General features: G+C 69.9%; 21 protein-coding genes. 1 reads left to right on the plus strand and 20 read right to left on the minus strand.

Annotated features, from left to right (window positions below; genetic code table 11):
* Positions 1-47: 47 nt before the first annotated feature.
* From AB0M92_RS01005 to AB0M92_RS01100, 20 genes are all read right to left on the minus strand, one after another.
* Positions 48-803, minus strand: coding sequence for an ABC transporter permease (locus tag AB0M92_RS01005; RefSeq protein WP_366099969.1), 756 nt, complete (start codon positions 801-803; stop codon positions 48-50).
* Positions 803-1,762: an ABC transporter ATP-binding protein gene (locus tag AB0M92_RS01010; RefSeq protein WP_366099970.1), complete on the minus strand. Its 960-nt coding sequence runs from the start codon at positions 1,760-1,762 to the stop codon at positions 803-805. The genes AB0M92_RS01005 and AB0M92_RS01010 overlap by 1 nt, the downstream gene beginning before the upstream one ends.
* 179 nt (positions 1,763-1,941) lie before the next feature.
* Positions 1,942-3,771 carry a hypothetical protein gene (locus AB0M92_RS01015; RefSeq protein WP_366099971.1) on the minus strand — a complete coding sequence of 610 codons (1,830 nt, stop codon included), beginning with the start codon at positions 3,769-3,771 and terminating at the stop codon, positions 1,942-1,944.
* Positions 3,772-4,129: 358 nt separating this feature from the next.
* A complete protein-coding gene (locus tag AB0M92_RS01020; protein ID WP_366099972.1) occupies positions 4,130-4,513 on the minus strand; it encodes a DUF6113 family protein in 384 nt (127 codons plus the stop codon).
* Entirely contained in the window at positions 4,510-5,481 is a 972-nt protein-coding gene (mshB, locus tag AB0M92_RS01025; protein ID WP_366099973.1) for an N-acetyl-1-D-myo-inositol-2-amino-2-deoxy-alpha-D-glucopyranoside deacetylase, read from the minus strand. Before mshB ends, AB0M92_RS01020 begins: the two co-directional genes overlap by 4 nt.
* A gap of 32 nt (positions 5,482-5,513) precedes the next feature.
* A complete protein-coding gene (locus tag AB0M92_RS01030; protein WP_030153401.1) occupies positions 5,514-5,708 on the minus strand; it encodes a hypothetical protein in 195 nt (64 codons plus the stop codon).
* 311 nt (positions 5,709-6,019) lie between these two features.
* On the minus strand, positions 6,020-7,051 hold the full coding sequence (locus AB0M92_RS01035) for a dipeptide ABC transporter ATP-binding protein (protein WP_366099974.1): 1,032 nt from the start codon (positions 7,049-7,051) through the stop codon (positions 6,020-6,022).
* Positions 7,044-8,018: an ABC transporter ATP-binding protein gene (locus tag AB0M92_RS01040; RefSeq protein WP_366099975.1), complete on the minus strand. Its 975-nt coding sequence runs from the start codon at positions 8,016-8,018 to the stop codon at positions 7,044-7,046. The genes AB0M92_RS01035 and AB0M92_RS01040 overlap by 8 nt, the downstream gene beginning before the upstream one ends.
* A 12-nt stretch (positions 8,019-8,030) precedes the next feature.
* The gene (locus tag AB0M92_RS01045) at positions 8,031-8,957 is read right to left on the minus strand and encodes an ABC transporter permease (RefSeq protein WP_366100332.1); all 927 of its coding nucleotides are present in this window, start codon (positions 8,955-8,957) and stop codon (positions 8,031-8,033) included.
* 94 nt (positions 8,958-9,051) lie between these two features.
* Positions 9,052-9,975 (minus strand): ABC transporter permease, encoded by a 924-nt coding sequence (locus AB0M92_RS01050; protein ID WP_366099976.1) that lies wholly within the window; start codon positions 9,973-9,975, stop codon positions 9,052-9,054.
* A gap of 30 nt (positions 9,976-10,005) precedes the next feature.
* A complete protein-coding gene (locus AB0M92_RS01055; protein WP_366099977.1) occupies positions 10,006-11,634 on the minus strand; it encodes an ABC transporter substrate-binding protein in 1,629 nt (542 codons plus the stop codon).
* Positions 11,635-11,741: 107 nt separating this feature from the next.
* The gene (locus tag AB0M92_RS01060; protein WP_366099978.1) at positions 11,742-12,707 is read right to left on the minus strand and encodes a GNAT family N-acetyltransferase; all 966 of its coding nucleotides are present in this window, start codon (positions 12,705-12,707) and stop codon (positions 11,742-11,744) included.
* A 67-nt stretch (positions 12,708-12,774) separates the two neighbouring features.
* Positions 12,775-14,394, minus strand: a complete 1,620-nt coding sequence (locus AB0M92_RS01065; RefSeq protein WP_366099979.1) for an ABC transporter substrate-binding protein — start codon at positions 14,392-14,394, stop codon at positions 12,775-12,777.
* A 93-nt stretch (positions 14,395-14,487) separates the two neighbouring features.
* Complete coding sequence (locus tag AB0M92_RS01070; protein WP_366099980.1) at positions 14,488-15,633, minus strand: dipeptide ABC transporter ATP-binding protein; 1,146 nt, start codon at positions 15,631-15,633, stop codon at positions 14,488-14,490.
* Positions 15,626-16,681: an ABC transporter ATP-binding protein gene (locus AB0M92_RS01075; RefSeq protein WP_366099981.1), complete on the minus strand. Its 1,056-nt coding sequence runs from the start codon at positions 16,679-16,681 to the stop codon at positions 15,626-15,628. The genes AB0M92_RS01070 and AB0M92_RS01075 overlap by 8 nt, the downstream gene beginning before the upstream one ends.
* 17 nt (positions 16,682-16,698) lie before the next feature.
* Complete coding sequence (locus AB0M92_RS01080; protein ID WP_366099982.1) at positions 16,699-17,628, minus strand: ABC transporter permease; 930 nt, start codon at positions 17,626-17,628, stop codon at positions 16,699-16,701.
* Between the two features lie 29 nt (positions 17,629-17,657).
* Positions 17,658-18,581, minus strand: coding sequence for an ABC transporter permease (locus AB0M92_RS01085; protein WP_359168794.1), 924 nt, complete (start codon positions 18,579-18,581; stop codon positions 17,658-17,660).
* Between the two features lie 180 nt (positions 18,582-18,761).
* Positions 18,762-20,405: a peptide ABC transporter substrate-binding protein gene (locus AB0M92_RS01090; RefSeq protein WP_366099983.1), complete on the minus strand. Its 1,644-nt coding sequence runs from the start codon at positions 20,403-20,405 to the stop codon at positions 18,762-18,764.
* A gap of 434 nt (positions 20,406-20,839) precedes the next feature.
* On the minus strand, positions 20,840-22,744 hold the full coding sequence (gene typA / locus AB0M92_RS01095) for a translational GTPase TypA (RefSeq protein ID WP_366099984.1): 1,905 nt from the start codon (positions 22,742-22,744) through the stop codon (positions 20,840-20,842).
* A 329-nt stretch (positions 22,745-23,073) separates the two neighbouring features.
* Complete coding sequence (locus AB0M92_RS01100) at positions 23,074-25,386, minus strand: ABC transporter family substrate-binding protein (RefSeq protein WP_366099985.1); 2,313 nt, start codon at positions 25,384-25,386, stop codon at positions 23,074-23,076.
* Between the two features lie 349 nt (positions 25,387-25,735).
* Here AB0M92_RS01100 and AB0M92_RS01105 point away from each other — a divergent pair, with 349 nt between their 5' ends.
* A complete protein-coding gene (locus tag AB0M92_RS01105) occupies positions 25,736-25,966 on the plus strand; it encodes a hypothetical protein (RefSeq protein WP_366099986.1) in 231 nt (76 codons plus the stop codon).
* Positions 25,967-26,142: the final 176 nt, after the last annotated feature.

Genomic DNA, 26,142 nt, shown 5'->3' on the forward strand with positions numbered 1-26,142 from the left:
GGTCCCACTGGTCGCCCCCGTCGCACCCATCACGCTCGTCACACCCGTCATGCCTTCAGCGAGTCCTTGCGGTACAGCCAGGCGGCGGCACCGGTGAAGAGTACGAAGTAGACCGCCAGGATCGCCACGTCCTTCAGGTGGGGTGCGCCTCCGAGCTCGATGGCCTGGCCGAGGCCGGCGTACGCCCGGGTCGGCAGCCACTCGCAGATGTCCTGCAGCCACTGCGGGAAGTTCGCGGTCGGCATCCACAGGCCGCCGAGGATCGACAGGCCGAAGTAGAACAGCATCGTGATCGGGCGGACGGTGTCCCCGCTCGCCAGGTAGCCGATCGCCACGCCGAGGGCGGCGAACACCAGGCTGCCGGCCCAGATGGAACCGGTCAGGGCGAGCCACTGCCAGGCGTCGAACCGCACGCCCTTGACGATCGCGGCGACCGCGAACACGACCAGGATGGCGGGCAGCGAGAGCACGCCCGCGCTGGCGGTCTTGCCGAGGACGTAGCCGCGGCCGGGCAGGGCGGTCAGCCGCAGCTGGCGGACCCAGCCCTTCTCGCGCTCCTTGGCGATGCGCTCGCTGTTGCCCATCAGGACGGCGGTCAGCGCGCCGAAGGAGGCCATGGCGACCATGTAGAAGGCCGGCATGGTCAGTTCGGTGCCCATGACCTTCGTGGTGCCGCTCAGGGTGCCGCCGAGCATCAGGAACAGCGCGGCCGGGTAGAGGACGGTGAAGAACAGGTACTTCTTGTTGCGCAGGGCGCGGCTGATCTCCAGCTTGATGAGCTGGAGCGTTCCGGTGGTCGGCATTACTTGGCCTCCTCGGCCTCGGTGAGGGCGATGAAGGCCTGCTCCAGGCCCAGCCCGGCGACTTCCAGGTTCCGGGGGTAGAGCCCCAGCGCGTACACGGCGTGGACGGTGGCGTCGGCGTCGCGCGACTGGAGCCGGACCGTGCCGCCGTGGCGCTCGTACGACGTCAGGTGCGGCAGGGCGCGCAGCGCCGTGTCGTCCACCGCGGCGTCGGCCGCCAGGTCGAAGGCGATCCGGCGGGCGCCCGCCTTCGCCTTGATCTCGGCCGCGGTGCCGTCGGCGAGCAGCCGTCCCTTGTTGAGGACCAGGACGCGGTCGGCGATCGCGTCGGCCTCTTCCAGGTAGTGGGTGGCGAACAGGACCGTGCGGCCCTGGGCGGCCTGGTCCCGCATCGTGGCCCAGAAGGCCTGGCGGGAGGTGACGTCCATGCCGGTGGTCGGCTCGTCCAGGACGATCAGGTCGTTGTGTCCGGCGGTGGCGAGGGCGAAGCGGACGCGCTGTTCCTGGCCGCCGGAGAGCTTGTTGACCATGCGGTCGGCGATCTCGCTGATGCCGGCCCGGCCGAGCACCTCCTCGACCGGGTGGCGGCGGGGGTGCAGGGCGCAGCCGAGGGCGACGATCTCCCGTACGGTGACGTCCTCCATCAGGCCGCCGCTCTGGAGCATCGCGCCGACCCGGCCGGCCGCGATGGCCTCGCGGGGGGTAGTGCCGAAGAGCCGGACGGTGCCGGAGTCGGCGGGGCGCAGGCCCAGCAGGAGGTCGAGGGTGGAGGACTTGCCGGCGCCGTTGGGGCCGAGCAGCGCGACGGTCTCGCCGGGGTGGAGTTCGAGGGAGAGGCCGTCGACCGCGCGGACCGCGCCGTAGCTCTTGGTCACGTTCTGGAAGGCCACCACGGGGCCGGCGCCGGGGCCGGTGTCCTGCGCGGCGGCGGTGGTGTGCGCCGGGGTCGTCGTCGTCATGACCGAAGATTCCCCCGTACGGGGGTGTGCGCGGCAGTGTCCTGCGTCGTGACTGGTGGATGACGGATGTCATGCGGCCGGCATGACGGCCCCGGTGACGGCCCCGGTGACGGACCCGGCCGCGGACGTGCGGGAGCCCCCGCCCGGGGTGGGACGGGGGCTCTCGCCGGCGGCGGTCGTCAGCTGCCGTTGGTGTCGATCGTGGCGGTCCGCTCGGCCGTGGTCTTGCCGCGCAGCGCCTGGCGCAGGGCGCCGACGACGTCCTGCGGGGTGACGGCGGTCTTCTCGCCCGTACCGCGCATGATCAGGACGCCGTCGAAGGTGTTCCCGTAGGTCGCCTTGAGCGCTTCCAGGTCGTACTTCTCGGTCAGGTGCCCGTCCACGAGCTGCATGCTGAGGATCTTGGGCAGGGACTTGGCACCGAAGGGGAGGGACTTGCCGCCCGCCTTGACGGTGGCCACGCCGGACATCGCGGGCTCGGCGAACTCCTTCATGGCCCGCTCCAGTTCCGCCTGGTCGACGACCGGGTTCTTGGTGGTGACCGGGAGTTCGAGCGGGGCGGTCTTGCCGGTGGCGACCAGTTCGCGGAACGCCTTCTTGACCAGCTCGGCGGAGGCGCCCGCGTCCAGGGTGGTGCCGGGCTTGCCGGGGACCGCGACGGCCTTGCCCGTGTCGAAGGTGATGGTGCCCTCGGTGGCGGTGCCCGAGGCTCCGGCCAGCTCCTGGAGCGCGACCTGGAGCTTCTCCTCGTCGACCGGCAACTCGGCTTCGGCGATGCGCTCGTTGCCGAGGAGCGAGCCGATGACCGTGAGGGGGTTGTAGTCGCTGCCCGCCGCGTTGCGCACGGTGGTCTGGGCGTCCAGGCTCAGGCCGGCCTTCTCGGGCTTGAGCTCGACCTGCTTGCCGCCGACGGTGAGCGTGAGCGGGGCGGCGGCGCGGTTGCCGAAGGCCGTCTGGAGCTTGCCGACGGCCTCGTCGCGACTGCCGCTGATGTCGACGCCCATGACGGTGGTGCCCTTGGGGACGTCGGAGTGGTTGAGCAGCAGCCCGGCGCCGTAGGCCACGCCGAGCAGGGCGATGAGCCCGCTGGCGACGAGGACCAGCTTGGAGCGGCCCTTCTTGACCTTGGTCGGCGTCATGGAGGCCGGCTTCGGCCGCGCGGGGGCGGCCGCCGCCGGAGCGGGGACCGGCGTCGGGACCGGGACCGGGGCCGGGCGCGGGCCCGGGCCGCCCGGGGAGGGGATCGGCGGGAGCGGATCGTCCAGCTCGGGTCCGGGCCAGCCGGGGACCGCGTCGCCGCGCGGGCCGCCGACGGAGCCGAGGGCGGGGCCGCCGGTGGGGCCCGCGGGGGCCCCGGTGGCGACCGGGCCGCCGTACGCGGGGAACGCCTCGGTGACGGGTCCGGCGTCGGTGTCCGCGTAGCCGGGGTGGCCCAGGGGCGTGCCGACGCCGGGGCCGCCGGGCATCCGGGGGGCGGGCGGCGCCTCGGGGCCGGGGCCCGGGCCGTAGCCGGGGCCCGCCGGGGCCGCGCCCGGGGCGAAGCCGGGGCGGCGCGCGTCGAAGCCGGGGCCCGCCGGGGCGCCCGTACGGGGACCGGGGCCGGCCGGGCCACCGGGGGCGAAGCCGGCACCGGGGCCGGGCGGCACGGGGCCGGGCCCGGGCCCGGCCGGCGTACGGGTGGGCAGTACGGGCGCGGGACCGCCCGGGGCCGGGGTACGGGTCGGCAGCGCCGGGGCCGGCGCCGGTGCGGGCGCCGGGGCGGCCGACTTGCGCGGGGCGAACCAGTTGCTGGTCGCCTCCTCGGGCTCGGCGGCGGGCGCGGGCTCCGCCACGGGCTGCTCGGCGGCGGCCTCGGCCTCCGGCTCCGCGTCGGCGGCCGCCGCCACCGGCTTGCGTACGACCACCGGCGGGATCGGCCGCGAACCCGGGATGTTGATCCGGATCCGGGTCGTCAGGGTGGTCTCTGTCTTCGGCCCGTCGGTGTCGGGCGTGGACGGGTTCGAGGTCACAGGGTTCTCCTCCGAGACAGTCGCCGCACCAGGCCCAGGCGGCACAGGCAAGGACGGGTTCCGGCCGGTTCCATACGGCGGTGTACCCGAGGGGTAAGCGGCTCCACCGCGCCCTTGGGGCCCGGAGGACGAACTGTCGGTTTCACGACTCAAGGCAGGTTCTCCCGGTTGGCTCCGCCGCCCGCGTGCCGTGCGCGGGCAGCTCGGCGGCCCGACCACCATACTGGCCGGGGCCCTCGCGCAACTGTCCTAGGGGAATCAGGGGTTCCCCTTCGGCCCCCTCGCGCCCCCTCCGAGCAGGCCGCGAACGCCCGCCCAACCCCCGTGAACGCACACCTCGACCGAGTTCAACGGCACGTCACTTGCCGGACTGCGCGGCCGAAACCGGCCTCTCGAACGGGCCGCGGAGCGTGGCGCACATCACAGCCAGCACCGTCCCGCCCAAAAGGTAGGCGTACATACCGATTCCGGACGAACCGAGCATGAAGTCCCCCTCGGGGCGCGGCACGCCGAGCACCACGTACGCGAGGAACCAGCCGAGCGCCCCGGCGCCCACCCCGAGGCCCGTCCCGACGGCGATGCGGCCGCCGAGGAACAGCCCGAAGAGCGCCAGCAGTCCCAGCAGCAGCCCGCCGGGGAACCACAGGTCCACGACGAGCCAGCCGGCCGCGCCGGTCAGCAGGCCGGCGACCAACAGGCCGAGCAGGGTGGCGATCCTCCCGGGAGTCAGGGTGGCGCTCACGCGTCCACCCCCGCGAACAGGTCGTGCTCGCGCGTCCCCGCCGGAGCACCCGCCCGGCCCGCGACCAGTTCGTAGTACTCGCGGGCGAAGAGCGGTTGCGCGAGGTCGTTGGAGAGGGCGAAGAAGGGCCCGGCCACGGCGACCTGGGTGGCGTGGGCGCGCATCGCGGCCGCCTTGGCCGCCGCGAACGCCTCGCCGGCCCCGTCGCCGTGGGCCCCGTCGCCGTGGGCACCGTCGCCGTGGGCACCGCTCCCGCGGGCACCGCTCCCGTCGTCGCCGATCTCGGCGGTGATCCGGTCGTCGGCGACGACACCGGGCACGTCGTCCGGCGAGGCGACCCCCGGGAAGGGGGCCCCGGCGCCTGCCTCCTTCAGCCGGGCGAAGCCCTCCTCGACCACCGAGCGCGGCACCCGGTTCCAGTAGATCTTCCCGATCCGCCACGGATCGCCGAGGTCCGGGCGGTACGCGGCCTGCGCGGCCAGCTCGGCGCCGCGCATCGCGACCCGGTGGGCCTGGATGTGGTCGGGGTGCCCGTACCCGCCGTCCGGGTCGTAGGTGACGAGCACCTGCGGGCGGACCTCGCGGATCACCCCGACGAGGTGCGCCGCGGCCTCGTCCACGTCGGTGGACCAGAAGGACCCGGGCCGGCGGTTCTGCTCGGCACCCATCATCCCGGAGTCCCTGAAGCGGCCGGGGCCGCCGAGGAACCGGTGGTCGGTGACGCCGAGTTCCGCCATGGCGGCGGCGAGCTCGCCGATGCGGTGGGGGCCCAGGGTGTCGTCGCGGTCGGGCGCCAGGTGGGCGAGCTCGGGCGGGATGACCTCGCCCTCCTCGCCCAGGGTGCAGGTCACGAGGGTGACGAGGGCACCCTCGGCCGCGTACTTGGCCATGGTGACGCCGTTGTTGATCGACTCGTCGTCCGGGTGCGCGTGCACGAGGAGCAGCCGACGGGCGGGAAGACCGTTCATGGGGCCAAGCCTACGATCAAGCGGCGGGCGTCCTACAGCTTGAGGCCACTGATCATGCTGGCCACGTTCGTGGTCAGCTGGCTGAGGGTCGGGGCGATGGTCGAACTCGCCAGATAGAACCCGAGGAGCACACAGACGGCGGCGTGGCCCGCCTTCAGGCCCGACCGGCGGACCAGCAGGAAGACGACGATCGCCAGCAGCACCACGGCCGAGATCGAGAGTGCCACGGCGTTTCACCTCCACGTCGAGCGGACATCGGTACGCGTACTCGTACTCAGTGCTCGGCGGAGTACATACCCACCGTGCGCTACGGATCATAACTATCCGTACCAGCGCATCGATCGAATTCCGGCAGCACGAGGGGCGCACGCCGCGCATGCGCAGGGTCACGGGGTAGGCCGGCCGGGGAGGTCGTACGCCTCCCCGGCCGGCTGTCGGCACCCGCACGGCCGCACACGACCCAGGCTGCCCGCCCCAGATCTCGGGACAGAAACGGTCAAGTTGCCCGCACGTAAACCGAGTTGGCGGGAAGGTGACCCTAACGGAGCGAATCCGCGCGGGGTGGCCGGATTTCGCCTGCGAAGTGACAGGCTGACGGATGGGCCGCCGGACCGGACGCGAACGCCTCCGGAACGGCGAGCAACGGGACCTCGTCCGTGCAGCGCTGCTGCGCCTTCCAGCAGCGGGTGCGGAACGGGCAGCCGGACGGCGGATTGGCCGGGGAGGGCACGTCGCCGGTCAGGATGATCCGCTCGCGGTGGGCTCGGGCCTGCGGGTCCGGTACGGGCACTGCGGACAGCAGCGCCTGGGTGTACGGGTGGGTGGGGTGGTCGTAGATCTGGGTGTCGGTGCCGATCTCCACGACCCGGCCCAGGTACATCACGCCGACCCGGTCGGAGATGTGCCGCACGATCGAGAGGTCGTGCGCGATGAACACGTAGGACAGGTCGAACTCGTTCTGGAGCCGCTCCAGCAGATTGATCACCTGGGCCTGGACGGAGACGTCGAGCGCGGAGACCGGCTCGTCCGCCACGATCACCTCCGGCCGCAGGGCGAGGCCGCGGGCGATGCCGATGCGCTGGCGCTGGCCGCCGGAGAACTGGTGCGGGTACCGGTTGATGTACTCCGGGTTGAGCCCGACCACGTCCAGGAGCTCCTGGACCTTGCGGCGCCGGTCGCCCTTGGGGGCCACCTCGGGGTGGATGTCGTACGGCTCCCCGATGATGTCGCCGACCGTCATGCGGGGGTTCAGCGAGGTGTACGGGTCCTGGAAGACCATCTGGATGTTGCGGCGCACCGCCTTCAGCGCCCGCCCGGACAGTCGGGTGATGTCCTCGCCCTTGTAGGAGATCGCCCCGGCCGTCGGGCGTTCCAGGTTGACCAGCATCTTGGCGACGGTGGACTTCCCGCAGCCGGACTCGCCGACGATGCCGAGCGTCTCGCCGCGGCCGAGGCCGAAGGAGACCCCGTCGACGGCCTTGACCGCGCCGACCTGCTTCTTGAAGAGGACGCCCTGGGTGAGCGGGTAGTGCTTGACGAGGTCCTTGACCTCCAGGATCGTCTCAGCCACCGAGGCACTCCTTCCAGAAGAAGCACGCGCTGGCCCGGTCCGGTCCCACCTGTGCCAGCGGCGGGACGTCGGTGCGGCAGAGCTCCCGCGCCATCGGGCAGCGCGGGTTGAAGGCGCAGCCGGGCGGGATGGCCAGCAGGTTCGGCGGCAGTCCCTTGATCGCGTACAGCTCCTGGCCCTTCTGGTCCAGGCGCGGGATCGAGTCGAGCAGACCGCGGGTGTACGGATGCGCGGGCGCGGCGTAGATCTCGTGGACCGGGGCCGCCTCGACGATCCGGCCGGCGTACATGACGGCGATCTTGTCGGCGACGTCGGCGACCACGCCGAGGTCGTGGGTGATGAGGATGAGCCCCATGTTGAGCTCGCGCTGGAGCTCGGCGAGCAGGTCCATCACCTGCGCCTGGACGGTGACGTCGAGGGCCGTCGTCGGCTCGTCCGCGATGATGAGGGAGGGCTCCAGGGCCAGCGCCATCGCGATCATGATGCGCTGGCGCATGCCGCCCGAGAACTGGTGCGGGTAGTCCCCCACCCGCTCCCGCGCCGCCGGGATCTTCACCCGGTCCATCAGCTCGACGGCCTTGGCCTTGGCGTCCTTGCGGGACATCCCGCGGTGGACCTCGTACATCTCGCCGAGCTGCGCGCCCACGCTGAGCACCGGGTTCAGGGAGGACAGGGCGTCCTGGAAGATCATCGCCATGTCGGCGCCCCGGATCTTGCGCCGCTCCTCCTCCTTCATCTTGAGCAGGTCCTTGCCCTTGAAGAGGATCTCGCCGCCCGCGATCCGCCCCGGCGGGACGTCGAGGATGCCCATCACGGCCTGGGCGGTCACCGATTTGCCCGAGCCGGACTCGCCGAGCACGGCGAGCGTCTCGCCCTCGTCCACCGAGTAGTTGACGCCGTTGACGGCCTTGGCGACTCCGTCCCGCGTACGGAACTCCACATGGAGGTCGCGGACTTCGAGCAGCATGGTGCCCACTCCTCAGCGCAGTTTGGGGTCGAGGGCGTCGCGCACCGCGTCGCCGAGCATGATGAACGCGAGCACCGTCAGGCTCAGCGCGCCCGCCGGCCAGAGCAGCATGTGCGGGGCGTTGCGGATCTGCGAGGCCGCGTTGGAGATGTCGATGCCCCAGGAGACGGTGGGCGGGCGCAGGCCGACGCCGAGGAAGGACAGGGTGGCCTCCAGGGCGATGTACGTGCCGAGCGCGATGGTGGCGACGACGATGACGGGCGCGATGGCGTTGGGCGCGACGTGCCGCAGCAGCATCCGGCCGTTGCCGGCGCCGAGCGCCCGGGCGGCCTGGACGTAGTCGTTCTGTTTGGCGGTGATGACGGAGCCGCGGCCGATGCGGGCGATCTGCGGCCAGCCGAGGAGCACGATGAAGCCGACGACCGGCCAGACGGTGGTGCTGGTGACCACGGAGAGGAAGACGAGGCCGCCGAGGACGACGGGGATGCCGAAGAAGATGTCGGCGACCCGGGAGAGCAGCGCGTCGCCCCAGCCGCCGAAGAACCCGGCGAGCCCGCCGAGCACCGAGCCGAGCAGGGCGGCGCCGAGGGTGGCGCAGACGCCGACGGTGATGGAGGCGCGGGCTCCGTAGACGGTGCGGGTGTAGACGTCGCAGCCCTGGGTGTCGTAGCCGAAGGGGTGTCCGGGAGAAGAGCCCTGCTGGGACTTGGACAGGTCGCACTGGAGCGGGTCGCCGCTCGCGATGAGCTGCGGCCAGATCGCGATGATCACCAGGAACAGGATCATCAGCGAGGAGATGATGAAGACGGGGTTGCGGCGGAGCTGGTGCCAGGCGTCGGACCACAGGGAGCGGGCCTTCTCCCGGGGGCCGCCGGGGCCGGTGGGCTGGTCTCCGAGCGGTTTCTCCAGGCTCTCGGCTTCCTCCAGCGCGAGATCCATGGGTCCGCCCTGGCCGGTGGGGGCGATGGCCTCTCCCTTTCCGGGCTGGAGCGGGTCGAAGACGGGGAGACGGGGTTCGGGCTCGGGCTCGGGCTCAGGCATAACGGATCCTCGGGTCCAGGACCGCGTAGAGCAGGTCGACGAGCAGGTTCGCCAGCAGGAAGACGATGACGAGGATGGTCACGAAGCCGACCACCGTCGGGGAGTTGTTGCGCAGGATGCCCTGGTAGAGCTGGTATCCGACGCCGTGGATGTTGAAGATGCGCTCGGTGACGATGGCGCCGCCCATCAGGGCGCCGATGTCGGTGCCGATGAAGGTGACGACGGGGATGAGCGAGTTGCGCAGCAGGTGGCGGGTGACGACCCGGCGGCGCGGCAGCCCCTTGGCGACGGCGGTGCGCACGTAGTCCGCCTTCACGTTCTCGGCGATGGAGGTGCGCGAGAGCCGGGTGACGTACGCGAGGGAGACCAGCGCGAGGACGATGCCGGGCAGGATCAGCTGGTTGAAGGGGGCGTCCGGGGAGACGGTGGGGCGGACCCAGCCCCATTTGACGCCGAAGAGGTACTGGAGCAGATAGCCCGTCACGAACGTCGGGACGGAGATCACGACGAGGGTGAGCACCAGCACGGTGGTGTCGACGGACTTGCCGCGGCGCAGACCGCTGACCACGCCGAGGGTGATGCCGATGACGATCTCGAAGAAGATCGCGACGATCGTCAGGCGCAGGGTGACGGGGAAGGCCGAGGCCATCAGCTCGGTGACGGGCTGCCCGTTGAAGGCGGTGCCGAAGTCGCCCTGGAAGATCTGGCCCATGTAGTGCAGGTACTGCTCCCACAGGGGCCGGTCGAGGTAGAGGTCCTTGCGGATGCGCGCGGCGGTGGCGGGGTCGGGCGCCTTGTCGCCGAAGAGGGCGGCGACGGGGTCGCCCAGTGCGTACACCATGAAGAAGATCAGGAACGTGCTGCCGATGAACACCGGGATCATCTGGAGCAGCCGCCGGATCACATAACGTCCCATGGACTGCTCCAGGATCGATCCGACAGGGGGTCAGCTGACCTTGATCTCGTTGTAGACGGGGACGCTGAACTGGTTGAGCGCCACGTCGGAGAGCCGCTCGGCGTAGCCCGCGCTGCCGTTCTGGTACCAGAGCGGGATGGAGGGCATCTGCGTGACGAGGATCTTCTCGGCGTCCTGGAACTTCCCGATGGCCTTGGCCGCGTCGCTCTCCTGGTTGGCCTCGTCGACGAGCTTGTCGAACTCCGGGTTGCTGAACTTCCCGTAGTTGGAGGAGGCGCCGGTGTAGTAGAGCGGCTGGAGGAAGTTCTGGATGAGCGGATAGTCGGCCTGCCAGCCGGAGCGGAAGGGGCCGGTCAGCTTGAAGGAGCTCTGCTGGTTGCGGAAGTCGGCGAAGGTGCCGATCGGGTTGACCGTGCAGACCGGGCCTTCGCCGATCGCGTTGTTGATGCTGTTGCAGACGGCGTCCATCCAGTCGCGGTGCGAGCCGGTGTCCACGTTGGAGGTCAGGGTGACCTTGCCGCCGGGGAGCCCGCCGGCGTCCTGAATGAGCTTCTTGGCCGCTGCCGGGTCGTACTTGCAGGCGTCGCCGCAGAGCGTGGCGCTGAAGCCGCCCTTCTCGCCGAGGGCCGGGGAGGTCCAGTCCTTGGCCGGGGTGCGGGTCTCGCGGAAGATCTGCTTGGTGATCTCGTCGCGGTTGATGGCCATGGAGATGCCGCGGCGGACGTTCTCCATGCCCTCCTTGCCCCACTGCGGGTCGTACAGGGGGAAGGTGAGGGTCTGGATGATGAGGGCCGGCTGGTTGATGTACCGGTCGCCGAGGTCGTTCTTGACGTTCTTCAGCTGCTGGGCGGGGACGTCGTCGACGAGGTCGAGGTTGCCGGAGATCAGGTCCGTGTAGGCGGTGTTGTTGTCGGTGTAGACCTTGAGGTCGACCCCGCTGTTCTGCGCCTTGTCCTCGCCCGGGTAGCCGTCCCAGGTGCGCAGCTTCATGCCGGTGCCCTTGGTGTAGGAGTCCACCGTGTACGGGCCGTTGCCGATCGGCTTGTTCAGCCAGCCGGCGTGGTCGGTGAAGAAGGCCTTGGGCAGCGGGGAGAAGGCCTGGTAACCGAGGGTCTCGGGCCAGGTGGAGAACTTGTTCTTCAGGGCGACGGTGAAGGTCTTGGGGTCCTTGACGACCAGCCCGGACATCGTCTTGGCCTTGGGCTCGCCGGAGGCGGGGTGGAGGGCCTCGTAGCCGACGATGTCGGAGAAGAAGGGCGAGTTGTTCTGCTTGTTGCGCACGTCCGCGCCGTAGTTCCAGGCGTCCACGAAGGACTGCGCGGTGACCGGCTCGTCGTTGCTGAACTTCCAGCCGTCCTTCAGCGTGATGGTGAAGTTCTGGCTGTCGGTCGTCTCGATCTTCTCGGCGAGCATGTTCTTGGCCTCGCCGGTCTTCGGGTCGTACCGCTTGAGGCCCCGGAAGATCATGTCGAGGACCTTGCCGCCCTGCACCTCGTTGGTGTTGGCCGGCTCCAGCGGGTTCTGCGGGTCACCCCAGGAGGAGCTGACGACCCCCGCGCCACCGCCGCCTCCGCCGCTGTCGCTACCGCCGCAGGCCGTCGCCGCGAGGACGACGGCCACCGCACATGCGGCCCACTTGGCGTGGGTGGCTCCGCGCATGGAGTGCCTCCTATGGCTCCCAAGACTCACTTAGGGCCCAATGTCACCCTATGTGGGGGCCGGAACACTCCTGGTTGGACCGATTGCACCCTCGCGTCCCGCGCCTGTCACCCGCGCGAGTGCAAACTCAGCTCCCAGGTGTCCACCGCGTAGTGCCGGCGCATGCCGTGGGCCTCGTAGAGCGCGAGTGCGCCGGTTTCGTTGCGGGTGTCGACGCCGAGGCCGACGGTGTCCCGGCCGCGGGCCGCGTAGTCGGCGAAGGCGTGGCGCAGCAGGAAGCCGCCGATGCCCCGGCCGCGCAGGTCGGCGCGGACACCGAGGTGGTTCACCCAGGCCATGCTGGTGCGGTCGTCGCGGGTCAGCAGGACGCCCGCGTCACCGGATCCCGGCAGGCTCGCGATCCAGACCAGCGACCAGTCGAGGCCGCGGGCGTCGAGGTGGTCGAGCCAGGCCTCGTACGAGCGGTCCACATGGCCGAAGTGGGCGGCGAAGGTCTCCTCGACGAGGGCGTGGACCCGGCGGCGGTCGGCCTCGTCGGCGGCGCAGTCGCGCAGGACGAGCCCCTCGGGCGGGGCGGGCGGCGGGTCGGCGGCCGGGGACAGGGACCGGGTCATCACGTGGTAGCGGCGTACGGGGCGGTAGCCGCGGCCGGGCAGCACGTCGCGGTCGAGGACGGGCTCCGTGTTGAGCTGGAGCCGCATGACGGCGCCCGGCGCCCCGGCGGCGAGCTCGCGGGCCCGGGTCTCCATCAGCTCCAGCAGCCGGACGGCGGCCCCGCGGTGACCGGGCAGCACGTAGTGGTCGGCGTCGACCCTGCCGGGCCCGGAATCGGCCCACACCTGGGCCCAGGCCACGAGCCGGCCGCCCTCGAAGGCCAGCCAGGAGTCCTTGGCCAGGTCGATGTCGGGGTGGTGGAGGTCGGCCTCGACGGCGGCGAGGTCGGTCTCCGGCCTGCCGATCTCGATGACGTCGACGGCGTTGAGCAGGGCGCAGATGCCGGACGCGTCCCCGGGCCCGGCGGGCCGTACGGTCAGCGGACGCCGGCTCCGGTGGTCGTACGGGCTCGCGGTCACCCGCCCACTGTCCGCCTGCCGAACGCGCCCCCGCAACTCCTTTCGGGCGCGGCCCCCCGCCCGGGTGTCAGTTGAGTTCGACGTGGGCCAGGTCGATGCGGCCCTGGGCGTCGACGCCGACGTTCTTCACGGTCTTGGAGTAGGCCACGGCGGACATGTAGGTGAAGACCGGGATGTACGGGAGGTCCCTGATCACGACGTCGTCGGCCTGCTGGTAGAGCGTCAGGCTCTCGGCCGGGTCGGTGGCCCGGTCGGCCGCGGCGAGGACGGCCTCGAACTCGTCGCTCCCGTAGCGGCCGAAGTTGGAGCCGTTCGCGATGGCCTCCTTCGAGAAGACCGGGCGCAGGTAGTTCTCCGCCGCCGGGTAGTCCATGGCCCAGCTTATGCGGAAGGCTCCCTTGAACTTCCGGGACTTCACGTCGTCGATCAGGGCTCCGGAGCTCGGGTACGGCTTGGTGGTGACGTCGAGGCCGAGGTTCGCCCGCAGCTGCGCGGCGACGGCCTCGATCCACTCCTTGTGGCCGCCGTCGTCGTTGTAGCCGAGTTCGAGCTTGTTGCCGGGCATGCCGCCGGCCTGCTCGAACAGCGCCTTCGCCTTGATCGGGTTGTACATGCCGGCCTCGCCCAGGGCGCCCCGGCGGTAGCCGGGCACGATCGGGCTGATGAAGTCGTCGGCGGGCTTGCGGGTGCCGCGGAAGATCTTCTTGCAGATGGCCTCGCGGTCGATGGCCATCGAGATCGCCTTGCGGATCTCGACCTTGCCGAAGGCCTCGGGGTTGGCCTCCAGCGGCAGGCCGATGTAGCCGACGGACGCCTCCGGCTTGTAGATGTAGCGGTCGCCGAACTCCTCGGAGACGCTGTCCAGCGCGGAGACCGGCAGCTTGTCGGTGATCTGCACGGCGTTCTTGTGCAGGTCTGCGTAGGCGGCGTCCAGGTTGTCGTAGATCTTGAAGGTCACGGAGTCCAGCTTGGCGCGGCCCTCGGCCGGGTACTTGTCGTACTTCTTGACCCTGATCTGCTTGTCGTGCTCCCAGGTGCCGTCCATGCGGAACGGGCCGTTTCCGATCGGGGCCTCGCCGAACCCCTTCGGGTCGGCCTCGAACGCCTTGGGCAGCGGGTAGAAGGCGTCGTACCCCAGCATGGTCCGGAACTGGGAGAACGGTGCCTTCAGGGTGACGGTGAAGGTCCGGTCGTCGATGACCCGCAGGCCCCTCAGCTCCTTGGCGGTGGGCTTCCTGCCCTTGCCCGGCGCCAGCTCCTCCGAGCCCTCGATCTTGGAGAAGAAGCCCATCGCCTCGGCGGTGTTCTCCTGGTTGGCACCCCAGTTCCAGGCACGGACGAAGGACTGTGCGTCGACCTTCTCGCCGTTGTGGAACGTGAACCCGTCCTTGATCCTGATCGTCCAGGTCTTCGAGTCGGTGGTGTCGACGGACTCGGCGATCGCCAGCTTCGGCTCGTTGGTCTTCGTGTCGTACGTGACCAGACCGGTGAACAGCGCGTGGAGGACCTCGGCGCCCTCGGTCTCGGCGGTCTCCTGCCCCACCAGCCCGTGCCTCGGCTCGCCGAGCACCACGGTGATGTGCCCGCCGGTCTTGGCGGTCTGCGCGTCCTCGCCGGCGCCGCACGCCGTGGCGGCCATCGCCACGACGACGGCACCGACGATCCACTGGGCGCTCGTTCCGCGCATGGGTACTGCCTCCTCGGACTCACCGTCTATGGGGCGGAAAAGCGGACGGGGCCCAGCCGGGATCGGCTGGGCCCCGTCCGGTTTTCCGGGGGATCAGATGGCCAGGACGGCCTTCTCCTCCGCGAAGTGACACGCCGACTCGTGCGCCGCCGGGGTGTTCAGGCCCTGGAAGCGCGTCGGGATCGCCAGCAGCGGCTCCTCCGTGGAGCAGCGGTCCTCGGCCTTCCAGCAGCGGGTGCGGAAACGGCAGCCCGAGGGCGGGTTGGCCGGGGAGGGGACGTCACCGGTGAGGATGATCCGCTCGCGGCCCTCGCGCGCCTCGGGGTCCGGAACCGGCACGGCCGACAGCAGCGCCTGGGTGTACGGGTGGGTCGGGTGTTCGTAGATCTGCTCGTCGCTGCCGATCTCCGCCATCCTGCCCAGGTACATGACGCCCACGCGGTCCGAGATGTGCCGGACGATCGAGAGGTCGTGCGCGATGAAGATGTAGGACAGGTTGAACTCGTCCTGCAGCTTCGCCATCAGGTTGATGACCTGCGCCTGCACCGACACGTCGAGCGCGGAGACCGGCTCGTCGCAGATGATGATCTCCGGCTGCAGGGCGAGGCCGCGGGCGATGCCGATGCGCTGGCGCTGGCCGCCGGAGAACTGGTGCGGGTACCGGTTGATGTACTCCGGGTTCAGGCCCACCACGTCCAGGAGCTCCTGGACCTTGCGGCGCCGGTCGCCCTTCGGAGCCACCTCGGGGTGGATCTCGAACGGCTCCCCGATGATGTCGCCGACCGTCATGCGCGGGTTCAGCGAGGTGTACGGGTCCTGGAACACCATCTGGATGTTGCGGCGGACGGCCTTGAGGGCCTTGCCGGACAGCTTGGTGATGTCCTGGCCCTTGTAGAAGACCTCGCCGGACGTCGCCGTCTCCAGCAGCATCAGCAGCTTGGCGACGGTCGACTTGCCGCAGCCGGACTCGCCGACGATGCCCAGGGTCTCGCCCTGGTGCAGGTCGAAGGAGATCCCGTCGACGGCGCGGACGGCGCCGATCTGCTTCTTGAACAGGATGCCCTGGGTCAGCGGGAAGTGCTTGACCAGGTTGCGCACCTGCAGGATCGGCTCGCCGCGGTCGACGGGCGCCTCGATGGCGGCCACGGCCGCCGTCTCGGACGCCGCCTCGACGACGTCGACCTCGCTGATACCGGGTGTGGCGTCCACGGCGTCATCCTTCTTGTCGAACTCAGCCATGGAGCTGCTCCTCGCGGAAGTGGCAGGCGCTGCCGCGGCCGGCCAGCTCGGTTCCGTCCTGCTCGGTCACCGGCAGCAGGGCCGGGACGTCGGTGCGGCAGATGTCCTGCGCCTTGGGGCAGCGCGGGTTGAAGGCGCAGCCGGAGGGGGCCTTCAGCAGGTTGGGCGGCAGGCCCTTGATCGCGTACAGCTCCTGGCCCTTCTGGTCCAGGCGCGGGATCGAGTCCAGCAGTCCCCTCGTGTACGGGTGCGCGGGGCGCTTGTACAGCTCGTGGACCGGAGCCTGCTCGACGATGCGGCCCGCGTACATCACGGCGATCTTGTCCGCGACGTCGGCGACGACGCCGAGGTCGTGGGTGATCAGGATCAGACCCATGTTGTACTCGCGCTGCAGGTCCGCCAGCAGGTCCATGACCTGGGCCTGGACCGTCACGTCGAGCGCCGTGGTGGGCTCGTCCGCGATGATCAGGTCGGGCTCCAGGGCGAGCGCCATGGCGATCATGATGCGCTGGCGCATACCGCCGGAGAACTGGTGCGGGTAGTCGTTGACCCGGCTCCTGGCCGCGGGGATCTTCACCCGGTCCATGAGCTCGATGGCCTTGGCCTTGGCGTCCTTCTTCGACATGCCCTGGTGGACGCGGAACATCTCGCCCAGCTGGTTGCCGACGGAGTAGACCGGGTTCAGCGCGGAGAGGGCGTCCTGGAAGATCATCGCCATCTTGGGACCGCGCAGCTTGCGCCGCTCGCTCTCCGGAAGCTTGAGGATGTCCTCTCCACGGAAGAGGATCTCTCCCTTGGAGACCCGCCCGGGGGGCGAGTCCAGAATGCCCATGATCGCCTGCGCGGTCACGGACTTGCCCGAGCCGGACTCGCCGAGCACGGCCAGCGTCTCGCCTGAAGAGACGCTGTAGTTGACGCCGTTGACGGCCCTGACCACGCCTTCGCGGGTCGCGAACTCGACGTGCAGGTCGCGCACTTCGAGAACGGGCGCCTCGGCGTCCCCGCCCCTCTGGCGGGGCACTTCTGCGGTGATGCTTGAAGTAGTCATGTGGTGGTGCCGCCCTTCTAGCGCAGCTTCGGGTCGAGGGCGTCGCGGAGCCCGTCACCGACGAATACGAAGCCAAGGACCGTCAGCACGATCGCGATGCTGGGGTAGGTCCACAGGAAGTCCTTGACGCCCATGAAGTCCTTGGCGGCGGCGAGCATGTTGCCCCACTCCGGAACCTCGGGGCTGACGCCCACGCCCAGGAAGGACAGCGAGGCCTCGGCCACGATGGCGCCGCCGACGCTGAACGCGGCGTAGGCCATCACCGCGGCGATGGAGTTGGGGATGATGTGCCGCACGATGATCCGGCGGGTGTCCGCGCCGAGGGCGCGGGCGGCCAGCACGTAGTCGGCCTCACGGACCGACAGGATCGAGCTGCGCAGCAGACGGGAGACCGTCGGCCAGGAGAAGATCGCCAGCGAGATGATCACCGGCATGACGCCACGGCCCATCACGATGATGATGACGATGGCACCGATCAGCAGCGGGAACGCGAAGAAGACGTCCGCGATGCGCATCAGCACCGAGTCGGTCGCGCGGCCGAAGTAGCCGGCCAGGGCGCCGATGACGATGCCGATGAGGCACGCCAGGAAGATCGACGCCAGGCCGATCACCACGGCGATGCGGGTGCCGTAGATGATGCGGGACAGCTGGTCGCGGCCGAGCGCGTCGGTTCCGAGAAGGTGCCCGCTGCCCGGGTCCTGAAGGGTGTTGGTCAGGTCCTGCGCGTACGGGTCGTGCGGCGCGAGCATCGGGGCGAAGATCGCGGTCAGGAAGAGCAGCAGGACGAGGCCGAGGCCGACGACGGCCAGCTTGTTGGCGAGGAAGCGGTGGCGGATCTCGCCCCACTGGGTCACGCGGGCGATGGCCGGTTCGGCCTCCGCGTTCGCGCCCTTCGCCGGTGCGGTCGCGTCCCCCGCCACCGATGTGCTCTTGGTGAGCTCGGTCATGGGTAACTCCTAGAACGGGCTGCCTGGGATCAGGCGAGGCGGATGCGCGGGTCGAGGACCGCGTACAAGAGGTCGACGATGAGGTTGAGCAGAACGAACACGCCGACACCGAAGCTCACGACGCCGATGATGATCGGGTTGTTCTGCTGCTGCACCGCCTGCACCAGGGCGAGCCCGATGCCGTCCCAGTTGAAGATCGCCTCGGTGATCAGGGCACCACCGAGCAGCGAGCCGAAGGAGATACCCAGGTACGTGACGACCGGGATGATCGAGTTGCGCATGACGTGCTTGACGAGCACGGTCCGCCGCGGCAGACCCTTGGCGACGGCCGTCTTGACGTAGTCGGCGCGCAGCACTTCGAGCATCGTGCCGCGCATGAGCCGCGCCACGAGGGCGGCGTCCAGGATCGCCAGGGTGAAGGCGGGCAGGATCAGCGACTTCATCGTGCCGTCGGAGATCAGCGGGACCCATTCGAGCTGGATCACGAAGACCTTCTGGAGCACCATGCCGATCACGAAGGACGGGAAGCCGACTGCCATGGTGGTCAGGAGCGTGATCAGCACGTCCCAGAACGAGTATCTGAACAGTGCGGCGATCAGGCCGGCCAGCAGGCCGATCGCGATGTCCAGGACGATGGCGGCCAGAGCGAGCTGCGCGGTGTTGACGAGCTTCGGTCCGAGGACCTCCGTCACCGGCCGGCGCTGGGTGTAGTCCTCACCGAGGTCGCCCTGCGCGAGGTTCTTGACGAAGTTCCCGTACTGGACGGGCAGCGGGTCGTTGAGGCCGTAGCGCTCCCGCAGCTGTTCCACGACAGCCGGGTCACGGGCCTTGTCACCGCCGAGCGAACCCACGGGGTCGCCGGGGAGCACGAAAAGACAGCAGAAGAGAATAACCGTCGCACCGAAGAGAACGACAACCATCTGTCCGAGCCGCCGGATCACATATCTTCCCACGATGCCTCCTTCACATACTGAGCGTGGGGGTTGGCGGCATCATCCGATCGGGAGATTGGCCGCATCCGGGCGCGGATCGACAACGAAGAGGGGTGCGCCCGGGACTGAGCGAAGGCCGTGGGGACCGAAGAAGTAACTCGGACCCCCACGGCCTTCGCCTACCTGATGTTGAGGAGGCTGCTACTTGGCTGCGATCTCAGCGAGGTTCGGGTCCTCGAAGAAGTCCATCTTCACGTTGGTGAACTTGTCCGTGGCCGCGAGGCGGTACTGGGTGCGCTTCCACAGCGGGATGACGGCCTGCTCCGTGTCGACCGCGAGCTTCTCGGCCTCCTGGTAGAGCTTGGCGCGCGCCGCCGGGTCCTTGGTGCCACGAGCCTGGGTGATCAGCTCGTCGAACTTCGGGTTGTTGTAGCGGCCGCGGTTGTCACCGAGGGCCTTGCCCGACTCGTCCGGGTTGATCGAACCGGAGTCGAGCAGCGGGAACAGGAAGTTGTCCGGGGTCGGGTAGTCCGCGCCCCACGCCGAGCGCCACAGACCGGCGGTGCCCTTCGCCTGCTGCTGGGCCAGGGCCTCCTTGAACGGCTTGCCGTTCAGCTTGACCTCAAGGCCGAGGACGTCCTTCAGCTGCTGCGCAACGGCCTGGACCCACTCTTCGTGGCCACCACCGGTGTTGTAGCCGAAGTCGACCACGGTGCCCGGCTTCAGGCCGCCCTTGGCCGCGTACTCCTTGGCCTTGTCCTTGTCCTGCTTGACACAGGTGGTGCAGACACCGTCCTGGTACGTGTCCGCGAAGGAGGGCGGGAGGATGGAGGTCGCGGGCTTCTGCAGACCCTGGAAGACACCCTTGGCGATGGCGTCGCGGTCGATCGCGTACGAGACCGCCTTGCGCGCGTCGGGGTTGTTCAGCGGCGCGGTCTCGTTGAAGGCGACCAGGTAGTTGATACCGCTGGTGTCCGCCTCGATCCACTGCTTCTTCGGCTCGTACTTGGCCTTCGCCACCGACTGCTGCGGCGTGGGCATGCGCGCCCAGTCGAACTGACCCGACTGGAAGCCCTGGTACTCCAGGGTGGCGCCGTTGGCCGCGTTCAGGATCGAGATCTCGACCTTGTCGAGCTTGGCCTTCTCGAAGCCGTAGTCGTCGTTACGGACGAGCGTGATCGACTTGTTGTGCTGCCACGAACCCTCCATCTTGAAGGGGCCGTTGCCGATCGGCGCGTCGTTGTACGCCTTGTTGCTGGCGGCGCCGGCGACCTTCGGAACCGGGCTGAACGCCTGGTGGACGGTCTTCTTGTCGAACTCGAAGTCGGCTGCGGAGAGCTCGACCTTGAGGGTGTTGGCGTCCGGGGCGCTCAGACCGGCGAAGGTGGTGGCGGTGCCACCGTTGAGCTCCTTGTAGCCGTTGATGCCGTCGAACGGGTACGCGACGTCGGAGGCGGACTCCTTGGCGACCACACGGGTCCAGCCGCGGATGAAGGCCTCGGCGTCGACGACCTCGCCGTTGGAGAACTTCGTGCCCGACTTCAGCTTGAAGGTCCAGGTCTTGCCGTCGTCGCTGGTCTGGACCGACTCGGCGAGCTCCGGCTTCAGCTTGCCGTCCGGAGTGGCGCTGTACAGGCCGGTGAAGAGGTTGTGCGCGACGAGAGCGCCCTCGGACTCCTGGGCGTTGTACGGGTCGATCGCGGTGGGCTCGGTGATACCGAGACGGAACGTTCCGCCGCCCTTGCCCGCACTGTCCTTGCTGTCGTCGCCACCGCCGCACGCCGTGGCAGCCATTGCCACGATGACGGCACCCACGACCCACTTGGCGCTCGTTGCTCCGCGCATGGGTAATTGCCTCCTCAGGAGTCACTGTCGATAGTGATGGGCCGTCCCCCGCTGACACCCCTGACAGCGAAATCCGGTCCCGTCGTGTGTGCTCGTGAGTCGACGCTCCCCACAGCGTGTGACCCATTGACCCGAGCTCAATGGAGCCATCCTCAGGGACACCCAGGCTGTAAACCACACTTAAGTGGTCTCGTTTTCACAACATCACCGCATGGCGAAAACCCGAAATACGGACAAACGGATAGGAGACAGACACGTGCGAAACGGACGGTTGGTTCTTCTTTCGAACAGTCATGGCCGGTATGCGGACACATGGACGTCACAATCCGCTTGACAAAAGCCCGCAGCCCGTCCCCCCACGGAGGCCGTGAGGGGACGGGCTGTCGATCATGCGCAGCTTTCGGCCAGCCCGGAACGCGTCCGGAACGGGGCCGCTACTTCGCGGACTTGGCGCGCGACGCGGTGCGCGAGCGCTCCTTCTGGTCCAGGACGACCTTGCGGATGCGGACGGCCTCCGGGGTCACCTCGACGCACTCGTCGTCGCGGCAGAACTCCAGGGACTGCTCCAGGGAGAGCTTGCGCGGGGGCACCACGTTCTCGGTGTTGTCCGCCGAAGCCGCACGCATGTTCGTGAGCTTCTTCTCCTTGGTGATGTTCACGTCCATGTCGTCGGAGCGCGAGTTCTCGCCGACGATCATGCCCTCGTACACCTCGGTACCGGGCTCGGTGAACAGGACGCCGCGCTCCTGCAGGTTGATCATCGCGAACGGCGTGACCGAACCGGAGCGGTCGGCGACCAGGGAACCGTTGTTACGGGTCACCAGCTGGCCGAACCACGGCTCGTGGCCCTCGTGGATCGAGTGGGCGATGCCCGTACCGCGGGTGTTCGTCAGGAACTCCGTACGGAAGCCGATGAGACCGCGCGACGGGACGACGAACTCCATGCGGACCCAGCCGGAGCCGTGGTTCGACATGTTGTCCATACGGCCCTTGCGGACGCCCATGAGCTGCGTGACCGCGCCCATGTGCTCCTCGGGGACGTCGACCGTCATGCGCTCGACCGGCTCGTGGGTCTTGCCGTCGATCTCCTGCGTGACGACCTGCGGCTTGCCGATGGTCAGCTCGAAGCCCTCGCGGCGCATCTGCTCGACCAGGATGGCGAGCGCGAGCTCACCACGGCCCTGGACCTCCCAGGCGTCCGGGCGCTCGGTGTCCAGGACGCGCAGCGAGACGTTGCCGATCAGCTCGCGGTCGAGGCGGTCCTTGACCTGGCGGGCGGTGACCTTGCGGTCCTTGACCGCGGACTTGGCGTCCGCGCCCTTGCCGCTGCCGCCGCGGCCGACCATCGGGGAGGTGTTCGTGCCGATGGTCATGGAGATGGCCGGCTCGTCCACCGAGATCAGCGGAAGCGCGATCGGGTTCTCCGGGTCGGCCAGGGTCTCGCCGATCATGATGTCCGGGATGCCGGCGACCGCGCAGATGTCACCCGGGCCCGCCACCTCGGCCGGCTTGCGGGTGAGCGCCTCGGTCATCATCAGCTCGGTGATGCGGACGTTCGACTGGGTGCCGTCACGCTTGATCCAGGTGACGGTCTGGCCCTTGCGCAGCTCGCCCTGCTCGACGCGGAGCAGCGCGATGCGGCCGAGGAAGTTGTCGGCGTCCAGGTTGGTGACGTGGGCCTGGAGGGGCGCCTCGTCGTCGTACGTCGGGGCCGGGACGTGCTCCAGGATGGTGGAGAAGAACGGCTCCAGGCTGTCGCTGTCCGCGGGGACGGTGCCGTCCTCGGGCTTGGTCAGCGAGGCGATGCCGTCACGGCCGCAGGCGTAGACGATCGGGAACTCGATCTGGTCCTCGGTGGCGTCCAGGTCCAGGAAGAGGTCGTACGTGTCGTTGACGACCTCGTCGATCCGGGAGTCCGGGCGGTCCGTCTTGTTGATGCAGAGGATGACCGGCATGTTCGCCTGCAGGGCCTTGCGCAGGACGAAGCGGGTCTGGGGCAGCGGACCCTCGGAGGCGTCCACCAGAAGGACGACGGCGTCCACCATCGACAGACCGCGCTCGACCTCGCCACCGAAGTCGGCGTGGCCGGGGGTGTCGATGATGTTGATCGTGATCGGGGCCCCGCCGTCCTTGGGGTGATACTTCACCGCCGTGTTCTTGGCGAGGATCGTGATGCCCTTCTCACGCTCCAGGTCGTTCGAGTCCATCATGCGGTCGTCGAGGTGCTGGTGGGCGGCGAAGGCACCGGCCTGCTTGAGCATGGCATCGACGATGGTCGTCTTGCCATGGTCGACGTGGGCGACGATGGCGACGTTACGGATGTCGTGGCGCGTGGGCACTTCGGCGCTTCTCCCGGGATCGTGGATGGCGGCGCGTACGGTCCGGCACGCGCGCCTCGACCGGGCGGAAAACCTGCCACGGCCTTACCCCATCGTACGTCGCGTGGCGGGAACCGCCCGCCGGGGGGTCTGTCAAGAGGCCGGAAGGCTGAGCAGGGCCGGGTGCGGGGTGGGGGGTTCCGGCCGTGGGTACTGCGGGTATCGCTGCGGGTCAACGGGCGTGGTCAATGGGTACGCAACGACATTGCCCGCCGGAAGTCCGGCGGGCAAGCGACTTGAGTCACATCTGAGCTTGGGGGCCGAACCTCAACCTGTCCGGCCCCGTTTTGTCACTTCTTCTTCTTCGGATTTTCCTTGGCGGTCGGCGGCTTCTTCCAGCCGATGTCCTGGAAGCGGGGGGTGCCGAGGCCGAAGGCGCCGGCGTTGGCCAGGTTCGTCTTGGCGGCCACCAGCTCGGGGCGCTGGTAGAGCGGGATGGAGCCGGCGGCGGCCCAGATCCGGGCGTCCGCCTTGCGCATCAGCTCGCGCGAGGCGTCCTCGTCCAGCTCGCCGAGCGCCTGGTCGAAGAGCTGGTCGATGTGGTCGGTGCCGACGCGGGTGTAGTTCTGTTCGACGAGGAGCGAGCCGTCGGCGGCGGGCTCCGGCTTCGCGAAGATCGGGCGGGCGTCGGTGGCCGGGTAGGCCGTCGCGGGCCAGGAGTAGAGCGCCAGGTCGTACTGGCCCGAGGCGACGTGGTCCTTGAAGAAGCTCTCGTCGGCGACCTTGGTCACCTCGGTGTTCACGCCGACCTTCTTGAGCATCTGCGCGATCCGCTCGCCGACCGTGCGCAGGGCCTCCGAGCCGGGGCCGGCCGGGAGGACGAAGCGCAGGTTGAGGGCCTTGCCGTCCTTGGCGAGCATGTTCCCGGAGGTACGGACCTGCTTGGCCGGGGCCTGCGCCGGGGAGGCGCTGGCCTTGCCGGGGTCGGGGGCCGCGCCGTCGCGGGCGGGCCCGCGCTTCGCGTCGTCCACGGCGTCCGGGTCGGCGGCCGCGCCGTCCTCGCCCTCCTGGCCCGAGGGGTCGAGCCGCTCGCCCCGCACGCCCTGGGGAGACGTTTCCCCACCCGTCTTGATCGCGGACTCCACCACCGGGAGCCCCCGGTCCAGGCCGTCCCCGTTGCGCCCGTCGGTCTCGCCCACGATGTACAGGCCGTCGTTGCCGGTGCCCGGGCCCGAGGGGGTCTTCGAGTCGTCCCGGCCCTCCTCCGCCTCGGAGCCGGCCTTCGCGCCCACCGGCTCGGTGAGCTTGCCGCCCCGGCGCCAGCCCGCGTCCGCGAGCAGGGCCTGGGCCGCGTGGAGGTCCTTGCCGCCGAGGGCGTCGCTGCCGTCGGCGTACGCCCGCTGCCCGGCCAGGGCCACGTGACTGCCGACCGGCTTCGCCGGCAGGCCCAGCGGCTTCAGTACGATCTCGGCCAATTCCTTGCGGTCCAGGGCCCGGGCCACCGCCCGCCGGACCCGCTCGTCGGCCAGCGGGCCGGAGGCCCCGTTCATGGCGAGCTGCGTGTAGGCGGGCTCCAGGGACTTGCGGACGGTGAAGGTGCGCAGGGCCGACTGCTCGTCCGCGTACTTCTTGGCCGCGTCGGCGTTCTGCGCCCGGCTCTCGCGCTCCGTCGCCGCCTTGCCCTCGTCGGATCCGTACGCGGTCGCCCACGACAGCGTGGCCTGCGCCGGGGTCATCGCCGCGCCCGGCCCGTGCGCCGGGGCCCCGGCCCCGCCCGTCCCCGGGGAGCGCTCCGCGTCCCGGTGGGCCAGCGCGATGCGGTCGGCGCCCGCACGGTCGATCTCCGCCAGGTCCACCGTGCCGGCGGCCAGCGCGGCCGGGCGCTGGGCCCGCGGCACGGCCGTCAGGACCAGCGAGTCCAGCTTGGCCGGACGGCCCCACCAGCGGGCGCTGCGGGTCAGGGCGACGGTTCCGGTCTTCTTGTCGACGGCCCCGAGGTTGAAGGGCCCCGCGGTGACCTTGAGGGTGCCGCGGGCACCCTCGTTGAAGGCGTCCGGGGTGCCGGTGACCTGCTTGGGGTAGAGCGGGGAGAACAGGGAGCGCCAGTCGGTGTACGGCTTGGTGAAGGTGACCTTGACCTCCAGGTCGGTCTTGCCCCGCTCGATCTTCTCGATCCGGTCGTACCCGGCGTTGCGGGCCGTCCAGTACGCCGAGTCCTTGCCGTTCAGGGCCCGCCACTGGGCCACGAAGTCGGCGGCGCCGATCTCGCGGCCGTCGCTCCACACCGCCTGCTGGTTCAGCTTGTACAGGACGACCTGCTTGGGCTCGCGCTCGACGACCTCGGCCTTCTCCAGGTAGTCCGGGTTGGCGACCGGCCGGCCCTTGCCGTCGAGGACGAACAGCTGCGGCAGCACCGCCCCGGCGATGCGCGTGGTGGTGGCGTCCGCGTCGGCCTGGAAGGTGTTCAGGGTGTCCGGCAGGGAGTCCACGGCCCAGCGCAGCACGCCGCCGTCGGCGACCTTGTCGCGGGCCGTCGCCGCGATGTCCTGTCCGGCGGCCACCGGGCCGCCCTCGTCGTCACCAGAACCGCAGCCCGCGAGCAGCGGCAGTGCGAGGACTCCCGAGGTCAGGAGCGCCAAGGACCTGCGCCTTCTCTGGGACATGGGTGGTACCTCCGGGACGGGGCGTGAAAGGGGCAGCTTGATCACGTTTGGCGGTATATGGAGCTGATCACACTGGGTGCCGCAACACACTGAAATCCACCGCCCGCCGCACCTCTCGCAGCCGACCCTCGCCACGCCGCGAACCCCACCCGTGCGGACCAATCCGGCTTGCGCCGCGGGCGGGAGTTCGCTCGGAAGAGGGATCGGACCGGGAGCGGTGAGGGGCGCACGGATCGCGCCTGCGCGCCCGCAATCGATGCACGTCCCTTCACAACCGGGGACAGGAGGCGCGACACTCGCAGGCGCACATGAGCGTTGCCACCGCAACCAGCGGAAGTGAGGGCAAGTCATGTCCCTGCAAGACGATTTGACCGCCGTACGACGCAATCTGAACGAGCTGGTCCGCTCGGTGGAACGGCTGGAGCGAGACGTCGAGGACGCAGCCCGGAAGGCTCCGGCCACCCCGCGTGCCCCTCGGCAGGAGGGGATGGTCCCGGTCCCGGACACCCCGTACGACAGCTCGCTGTGGAAGGACGCCGACGACGAGGGTCTCGGCGCCCGAGGCCGCCGGGCGCCCTGACCGGCGCCCGCATCCGCCGACCCGCGCGCCCGGTCGCGGGCACGGGCACCTGCCCGGACCCGCGGCCCACGCGGCCCAGGCGGCCCTTGCACCCCAGCACCCCCGCACACCCCAGCGCCCCACCCGGCCCGGCCGTCCGCGGCCGGGCCTCGTGGGTCACCCCTCATCACTCCACC

It is taken from the genome of Streptomyces sp. NPDC051582 (assembly GCF_040681715.1).
In the GTDB taxonomy this organism is placed as follows: Bacteria; Actinomycetota; Actinomycetes; order Streptomycetales; family Streptomycetaceae; genus Streptomyces.